The sequence below is a fragment of the Streptomyces sp. NPDC051776 genome (assembly GCF_040681345.1).
Taxonomy (GTDB): domain Bacteria; phylum Actinomycetota; class Actinomycetes; order Streptomycetales; family Streptomycetaceae; genus Streptomyces.
The window spans coordinates 1-7533 of record NZ_JBFAYQ010000101.1 but is presented as its reverse complement, the minus strand read 5'-3'; the positions used below and the strand labels follow the sequence as shown (position 1 = coordinate 7533).

Annotated in this window: 8 tRNA genes, 3 rRNA genes and 1 pseudogene; all 12 read right to left on the bottom strand. The window is 47.3% G+C overall.

Annotated elements, in window-relative coordinates:
* Window positions 1–96: 96 nt before the first annotated feature.
* The 12 genes and pseudogenes from AB0M26_RS30885 to AB0M26_RS30830 all read right to left on the bottom strand — a co-directional run bounded on the left by AB0M26_RS30885 (window position 97) and on the right by AB0M26_RS30830 (window position 7440).
* Window positions 97–182, bottom strand: a tRNA-Leu gene (locus tag AB0M26_RS30885).
* Between the two features lie 35 nt (window positions 183–217).
* A tRNA-Gly gene (locus AB0M26_RS30880) sits at window positions 218–289 on the bottom strand.
* A 25-nt stretch (window positions 290–314) separates the two neighbouring features.
* A tRNA-Thr gene (locus tag AB0M26_RS30875) sits at window positions 315–387 on the bottom strand.
* Between the two features lie 12 nt (window positions 388–399).
* Window positions 400–481 (bottom strand) — tRNA-Leu (locus AB0M26_RS30870).
* 8 nt (window positions 482–489) lie between these two features.
* Window positions 490–562: transfer RNA gene (locus AB0M26_RS30865), tRNA-Lys, on the bottom strand.
* A 17-nt stretch (window positions 563–579) separates the two neighbouring features.
* Window positions 580–652, bottom strand: a tRNA-Asp gene (locus tag AB0M26_RS30860).
* Window positions 653–681: 29 nt separating this feature from the next.
* Window positions 682–754, bottom strand: a tRNA-Val gene (locus AB0M26_RS30855).
* Window positions 755–757: 3 nt separating this feature from the next.
* Window positions 758–873 (bottom strand): 5S ribosomal RNA (gene rrf / locus AB0M26_RS30850).
* A gap of 83 nt (window positions 874–956) precedes the next feature.
* Window positions 957–3857 (bottom strand): 23S ribosomal RNA (locus tag AB0M26_RS30845).
* Between the two features lie 138 nt (window positions 3858–3995).
* A tRNA-Ala gene (locus tag AB0M26_RS30840) sits at window positions 3996–4068 on the bottom strand.
* 93 nt (window positions 4069–4161) lie between these two features.
* Window positions 4162–5708: ribosomal RNA gene (locus AB0M26_RS30835) — 16S ribosomal RNA — on the bottom strand.
* The 16S, 23S and 5S rRNA genes sit together here with 8 tRNA genes alongside, the layout of an rRNA operon.
* 316 nt (window positions 5709–6024) lie before the next feature.
* A pseudogene (locus AB0M26_RS30830) lies at window positions 6025–7440 on the bottom strand (gluconate:H+ symporter).
* Window positions 7441–7533: the final 93 nt, after the last annotated feature.

Sequence of the window (7533 nt, the reverse complement as noted above, 5' to 3'; positions counted from 1 at the left end):
GTTGAGGTTGGCGCAGGCGTTGTTCTGCCGGCCTTCCTGGGCGATGTTCTGCTGATTCGCGTTGCCAGCGGTGCTGGAGCCGCCTTCGACGCGGGATCCCGAGGACCGGTTTCGAACCGGTACGAAGGTTACCCCTCGCAGGATTTTAAGTCCTGTGCGTCTGCCAGTTCCGCCACCCCGGGTATTATACAAAAACTCCCACTTGGGAGAATTATCAAGCGAACGACGAGATTCGAACTCGCGACCCCAACCATGGCAAGGTTGTGTTCTACCCCTGAACTACGTTCGCACTTAAACTTTGTGTCTTACGACAATGCCGACTACATGATTCGAACACGCGACCCTCTGATTACAAATCAGATGCTCTACCAACTGAGCTAAGTCGGCTAATACCTAGTATGCGGATGAAGGGACTTGAACCCCCACGCCGTTAAGCGCTAGATCCTAAATCTAGTGCGTCTGCCAATTCCGCCACATCCGCTAGGATTATGACCCGTGCTGGGCTCGAACCAGCGACCCTTTGATTAAAAGTCAAATGCTCTACCAACTGAGCTAACGAGTCATTAGTATTTCTACTAACGGTTCTGACGGGAATCGAACCCGCGATCTTCGCCGTGACAGGGCGACGTGATAACCGCTACACTACAGAACCTTTATTCACTTAATGGCTGAAACAACCAATGGGAGTTAACGGGATCGAACCGCTGACCCTCTGCTTGTAAGGCAGATGCTCTCCCAGCTGAGCTAAACTCCCAAAACTTGGCCACTCGCCTATCTCCCAGGGGGCAACCCCCAAGTACTTCCGCCGTAGATGGACTTAACTTCTGTGTTCGACATGGGAACAGGTGTATCTCCATCGCAATGATGACCAAATCATTAAATGTTACCTTGAACATTCAAAACTAAATAACAATTCTTCTAACTTTTAAACCATAAGCATATTATATTTGACTCTTTTGGTAAAGTCCTCGAGCGATTAGTACTGGTCCGCTCCAAGTCTCGCAACTCTTCCACTTCCAGCCTATCTACCAGATCATCTCTCTGGGCTCTTAATTCTTACGAATGGGTAATCTCATCTTGAGGTGGGCTTCGCACTTAGATGCTTTCAGCGCTTATCCCTTCCCTACATAGCTATCCAGCCGTGCTCCTGGCGGAACAACTGGTACACCAGCGGTAAGTCCATCCCGGTCCTCTCGTACTAAGGACAGATCCTCTCAAATTACCTACGCCCGCGACGGATAGGGACCGAACTGTCTCACGACGTTCTGAACCCAGCTCGCGTGCCGCTTTAATGGGCGAACAGCCCAACCCTTGGGACCGACTACAGCCCCAGGATGCGACGAGCCGACATCGAGGTGCCAAACCTCCCCGTCGATGTGAACTCTTGGGGGAGATAAGCCTGTTATCCCCAGGGTAGCTTTTATCCGTTGAGCGATGGCCCTTCCATGCGGTACCACCGGATCACTAAGTCCTAGTTTCCTACCTGCTCGAGTTGTAGCTCTCGCAGTCAAGCTGGCTTTTACCTTTACACTCTACGATTGATTTCCAACCAATCTGAGCCAACCTTTGAGCGCCTCCGTTACTCTTTAGGAGGCGACCGCCCCAGTCAAACTGTCCGTCAGACACTGTCTCCCTGGCCGATTATGCCAGCGGGTTAGAGTAACCATAAGTCAAGGGTAGTATCCCAACAACGCCTCAATAGAAACTAGCGTCCCTATTTCAATGGCTCCTACCTATCCTGTACATGACTTACAGGTACTCAATATCAAACTACAGTAAAGCTCCATGGGGTCTTTCCGTCCTGTCGCGGGTAACCTGCATCTTCACAGGTACTAAAATTTCACCGAGTCTCTCGTTGAGACAGTGCCCAAATCATTACGCCTTTCGTGCGGGTCGGAACTTACCCGACAAGGAATTTCGCTACCTTAGGACCGTTATAGTTACGGCCGCCGTTTACTGGGGCTTCAATTCATACCTTCGACTTACGTCTAAGCACTCCTCTTAACCTTCCAGCACCGGGCAGGCGTCACCCCCTATACATCACCTTGCGGTTTAGCAGAGAGCTGTGTTTTTGATAAACAGTTGCTTGGGCCTATTCACTGCGGCTGGCTTTTACACCAGCACCCCTTCTCCCGAAGTTACGGGGCTATTTTGCCGAGTTCCTTAACGAGAGTTCTCTCGATCACCTGAGGCTACTCGCCTCGACTACCTGTGTCGGTTTGCGGTACGGGTAGATATGACTTTACGCTAGAAGCTTTTCTTGGCAGTGTGACATCAGAGAGTTCGCAACCGTAGTTGCTTCCCCATCACAGCTCAATGTTAAAGAGAAATGCATTTGACACATCTCACACCTCACTGCTTAGACCAGAATCCATTAACTGGCATCTCTTAGCCTACTGCGTCCCTCCATCACGATCATATCTAGTACTGGAATATCAACCAGTTGTCCATCGACTACGCCTTTCGGCCTCGCCTTAGGTCCCGACTAACCCAGGGCGGACGAGCCTTCCCCTGGAAACCTTAGTCTTACGGTGGATAAGATTCTCACTTATCTTGCGCTACTCATACCGGCATTCTCACTTCTTAACGCTCCAGCACTCCTCACGGTATACCTTCATCGCGGTTAAGAACGCTCTCCTACCATTGATAAAATATCAATCCAAAGCTTCGGTAATATGTTTAGCCCCGGTACATTTTCGGCGCAGGGTCACTCGACTAGTGAGCTATTACGCACTCTTTGAATGATAGCTGCTTCTGAGCTAACATCCTAGTTGTCTGTGCAACCCCACATCCTTTTCCACTTAACATATATTTTGGGACCTTAGCTGTTGGTCTGGGCTGTTTCCCTTTCGACTACGGATCTTAGCACTCGCAGTCTGACTGCCGAACATGTGTATTAGCATTCGGAGTTTATCTGAGATTGGTAATCCTAGACGGACCCCTCACCCAAACAGTGCTCTACCTCCAATACACTTACATTTCGACGCTAGCCCTAAAGCTATTTCGGAGAGAACCAGCTATCTCCCAGTTCGTTTGGAATTTCTCCGCTATCCACAAGTCATCCAAACACTTTTCAACGTGTCCTGGTTCGGGCCTCCAGTGCGTCTTACCACACCTTCACCCTGCTCATGGATAGGTCACTAGGTTTCGGGTCTACATCATGATACTAAGTCGCCCTATTCAGACTCGGTTTCCCTACGGCTCCGTCTCTTCAACTTAACCTCGCATCATAACGTAACTCGCCGGTTCATTCTACAAAAGGCACGCTCTCACCCATTAACGGGCTCGAACTTCTTGTAGGCACACGGTTTCAGGTGCTATTTCACTCCCCTCTCGGGGTTCTTTTCACCTTTCCCTCACGGTACTGGTTCACTATCGGTCACTAAGGAGTATTTAGGGTTGGGAGATGGTCCTCCCGGATTCAAACTGGATTTCGCGTGTCCAGCCCTACTCAGGATACTGCTAGGTATAAGCGCTATTTCGTCTACGGGATTATTACCCTCTTTGATTAACCTTCCCAGGTTATTCGACTATAATGCTTAAGTCCACGTTGCAGTCCTACAACCCCAAGAAGCAAGCTTCTTGGTTTGCCCTTCTTCGCGTTCGCTCGCCGCTACTTACGAAATCGTTTTTACTTTCTCTTCCTGCAGGTACTTAGATGTTTCAGTTCTCTGCGTTACCTTTACATGAGCTATGTATTCACTCATGAATAACTGCTAGTAGCAGCTGGGTTTCCCCATTCGGAGACCTAGGGATCAATGCGTACTTACTGCTCCCCCTAGAATATCGTCGTTAGTCACGTCCTTCATCGGCTCTTAGTGCCAAGGCATCCACCGTGCGCCCTTATTAACTTTGCCATGATGATTTATAATCATCGTTTTTCAAGTATAAGTTTGTAAATTCTTTAAAATTCACAGCTTTTGGTTTATTTATCGTTATTAGATATTGTTATTTAGTTTTCAATGTTCAAGTGATTTTAACGTCTTGTCTGACAATGGAGCCTAGCGGGATCGAACCGCTGACCTCCTGCGTGCAAAGCAGGCGCTCTCCCAGCTGAGCTAAGGCCCCACAATCAAGAATTTGATTCTTGCTTAGGTTTATCACTAAACCCCTCAAAACTGAATAAAGTTGAATGCTCACGTCTTTGTATATATTCCTTAGAAAGGAGGTGATCCAGCCGCACCTTCCGATACGGCTACCTTGTTACGACTTCACCCCAGTCATCGGTCTTACCTTAGGAAGCGCCCTCCTTGCGGTTAGGCAACCTACTTCGGGTACTCCCAACTCCCGTGGTGTGACGGGCGGTGTGTACAAGGCCCGGGAACGTATTCACCGCGGCGTGCTGATCCGCGATTACTAGCGATTCCGACTTCATGTAGGCGAGTTGCAGCCTACAATCCGAACTGAGAATGGTTTTAAGAGATTAGCTAAACATCACTGTCTCGCGACTCGTTGTACCATCCATTGTAGCACGTGTGTAGCCCAGGTCATAAGGGGCATGATGATTTGACGTCATCCCCACCTTCCTCCGGTTTATCACCGGCAGTCTCGTTAGAGTGCCCAACTTAATGATGGCAACTAACAATAGGGGTTGCGCTCGTTGCGGGACTTAACCCAACATCTCACGACACGAGCTGACGACAACCATGCACCACCTGTATCCCGTGTCCCGAAGGAACTTCCTATCTCTAGGAATAGCACGAGTATGTCAAGACCTGGTAAGGTTCTTCGCGTTGCTTCGAATTAAACCACATGCTCCACCGCTTGTGCGGGCCCCCGTCAATTCCTTTGAGTTTCAACCTTGCGGTCGTACTCCCCAGGCGGAGTGCTTATTGCGTTAGCTGCGATACAGAGAACTTATAGCTCCCTACATCTAGCACTCATCGTTTACGGCGTGGACTACCAGGGTATCTAATCCTGTTTGCTCCCCACGCTTTCGAGCCTCAGTGTCAGTTACAGGCCAGAGAGCCGCTTTCGCCACCGGTGTTCCTCCATATATCTACGCATTTCACCGCTACACATGGAATTCCACTCTCCTCTCCTGCACTCAAGTCTACCAGTTTCCAATGCATACAATGGTTGAGCCACTGCCTTTTACACCAGACTTAATAAACCACCTGCGCTCGCTTTACGCCCAATAAATCCGGACAACGCTCGGGACCTACGTATTACCGCGGCTGCTGGCACGTAGTTAGCCGTCCCTTTCTGGGTAGTTACCGTCACTTGATGAGCTTTCCACTCTCACCAACGTTCTTCTCTACCAACAGAGTTTTACGATCCGAAAACCTTCTTCACTCACGCGGCGTTGCTCGGTCAGACTTTCGTCCATTGCCGAAGATTCCCTACTGCTGCCTCCCGTAGGAGTTTGGGCCGTGTCTCAGTCCCAATGTGGCCGATCACCCTCTCAGGTCGGCTATGTATCATCGCCTTGGTGAGCCTTTACCTCACCAACTAGCTAATACAACGCGGGATCATCTTTGAGTGATGCAATTGCATCTTTCAAACTTAAAACTTGTGTTTAAAGTTTTTATGCGGTATTAGCATTCGTTTCCAAATGTTGTCCCCCGCTCAAAGGCAGATTCCCCACGCGTTACTCACCCGTTCGCTGCTCATCCAGTCGGTACAAGTACCAACCTTCAGCGCTCAACTTGCATGTATTAGGCACGCCGCCAGCGTTCGTCCTGAGCCAGGATCAAACTCTCAAATAAAGTATTTAAGTCACCTTAGTGACTGGCTTGTCTTTCATTATTGATTGACAGATTTTTGATGTATCTTACTACATCACATGAGTCATTCTTCTTTATTCAGTTTTCAATGGTCTAGCTTATCGCTTCAAGACCCTCGTCTCTTGCGACAACTATTATATTCTATCAAACCTAACTAAACTTGTCAAGAATTAACTGTGACTTTTATACCTTTTTTTATCTTACGTTCGCTTTTTCCCTCTCCTGTATTCGCTTTATTTCATGCCACCACTAGCTTTGGTAAATTAAAAAAATAAGTCAAAATTGACTTATTTTTTTATTAATGTACCCAGATACTCATCAACATGACTATCCCTAAACCTACAACTGCGATAATCGTTTCTAGTACTGTCCAAGTTTTTAATGTTTGTTTGACATCTAAATCAAAGTATTCTTTAAACATCCAGAATCCTGCATCGTTAACATGAGATGCGGCAATTGAACCTGCCCCTATTGCCAAGACCATTAGTGCGGCTGTATTTGGAGAAGCTGATGCAAGCATTGGTTGAACTAAACCTGCTGCTGTTAAAGCGGCCACGGTTGCAGAACCTAAGGCTACACGTAAAATTACTGTGATGATCCAAGCAAGTAACAATGGCGAAAGTGGTGAATCTTTAAACATATTGGCGATTTGGACTGAAATCCCTCCATCAATAAGAATTTATTTAAGAGCTGCTCCACCACCGATAACTAACAATAGCATCGCAATTGATTTAACTGAATCTGCAATCGATACTGCAATTTCAGAATTTTTCTTACGTTGCATCCAACCCATAGTAACTAAGGCAAAGAGTAGTGAAATAATCATTGCCGATACAGGATTACCAATAAACATCATCACATTTTCAACAAAACTTGATGGGTAAGTGGTGGTCGTTACTACCTTTCCTGCTTTCATTGCACTTGTTGTTACTGCGGCAAAGGGTTTCCCATCATTAGTCGCGATAGAATAAATGGTGCTGATTGCCATTAAGATTACTGGCATTAATGCTGTCAAGATGGAAATTCCAAATCCTGGAGTTTCTTCTAATTTCCATTCTTTGATTTCACCAAAGGCGGATAGTTTATTTTTTACAACAAAGGCTTCTGGAACCCATTTTTTAGCAATTTTTGTGAAAACTGGACCTGCGATAATGACTGTTGGAATTGCTGCAATAATTCCGTAAAGGAGAACAGTTCCAGGATTTGCGCCTAGTACACCGGCAATTGCAATTGGTGCTGGATGAGGAGGTAAGAATCCGTGAGTTACTGAAAGTCCGGCTGCCATTGGAATTCCGAGGTAAATCAAGGGAACGCTTACTTCTAAGGCGACGGCAAAGACAATCGGAATCAAGAGAACCATCCCAACTTCAAAGAAGAGGGCAATCCCAATAATGAAACTGGCAACCATAATTGCCCATTGAATTCTTTTTTTACCAAAACTGTTAATAAGCGTTTTTGAGATACGATAGGCTCCACCAGCATCAGCAATTAGTCTTCCAAGCATTGCTCCAAAACCAAAAACGATTGCTAACTCTCCTAATGAGCCTCCGATTCCGTTTTGGATTGAAACAGGGATTTGACCGAGTGGCATTCCAAGTCCTAACCCAACTAAAACCGCTACGACAATCAAGGACACAAAAGTGTTAATTTTAAATTTGATAATCATCAGGAGGAGGATTAAGACCCCAATTAAAAGTACAAGTAAATCAATCACGAAGGCGAGCTTCCCGGGCCGCCCGCCGCGGCCGCCACCATTGCCGTCGTCCACTCCGTCCCCGCCCTCGGCGAGCAACGGCCTGGGGGTGAA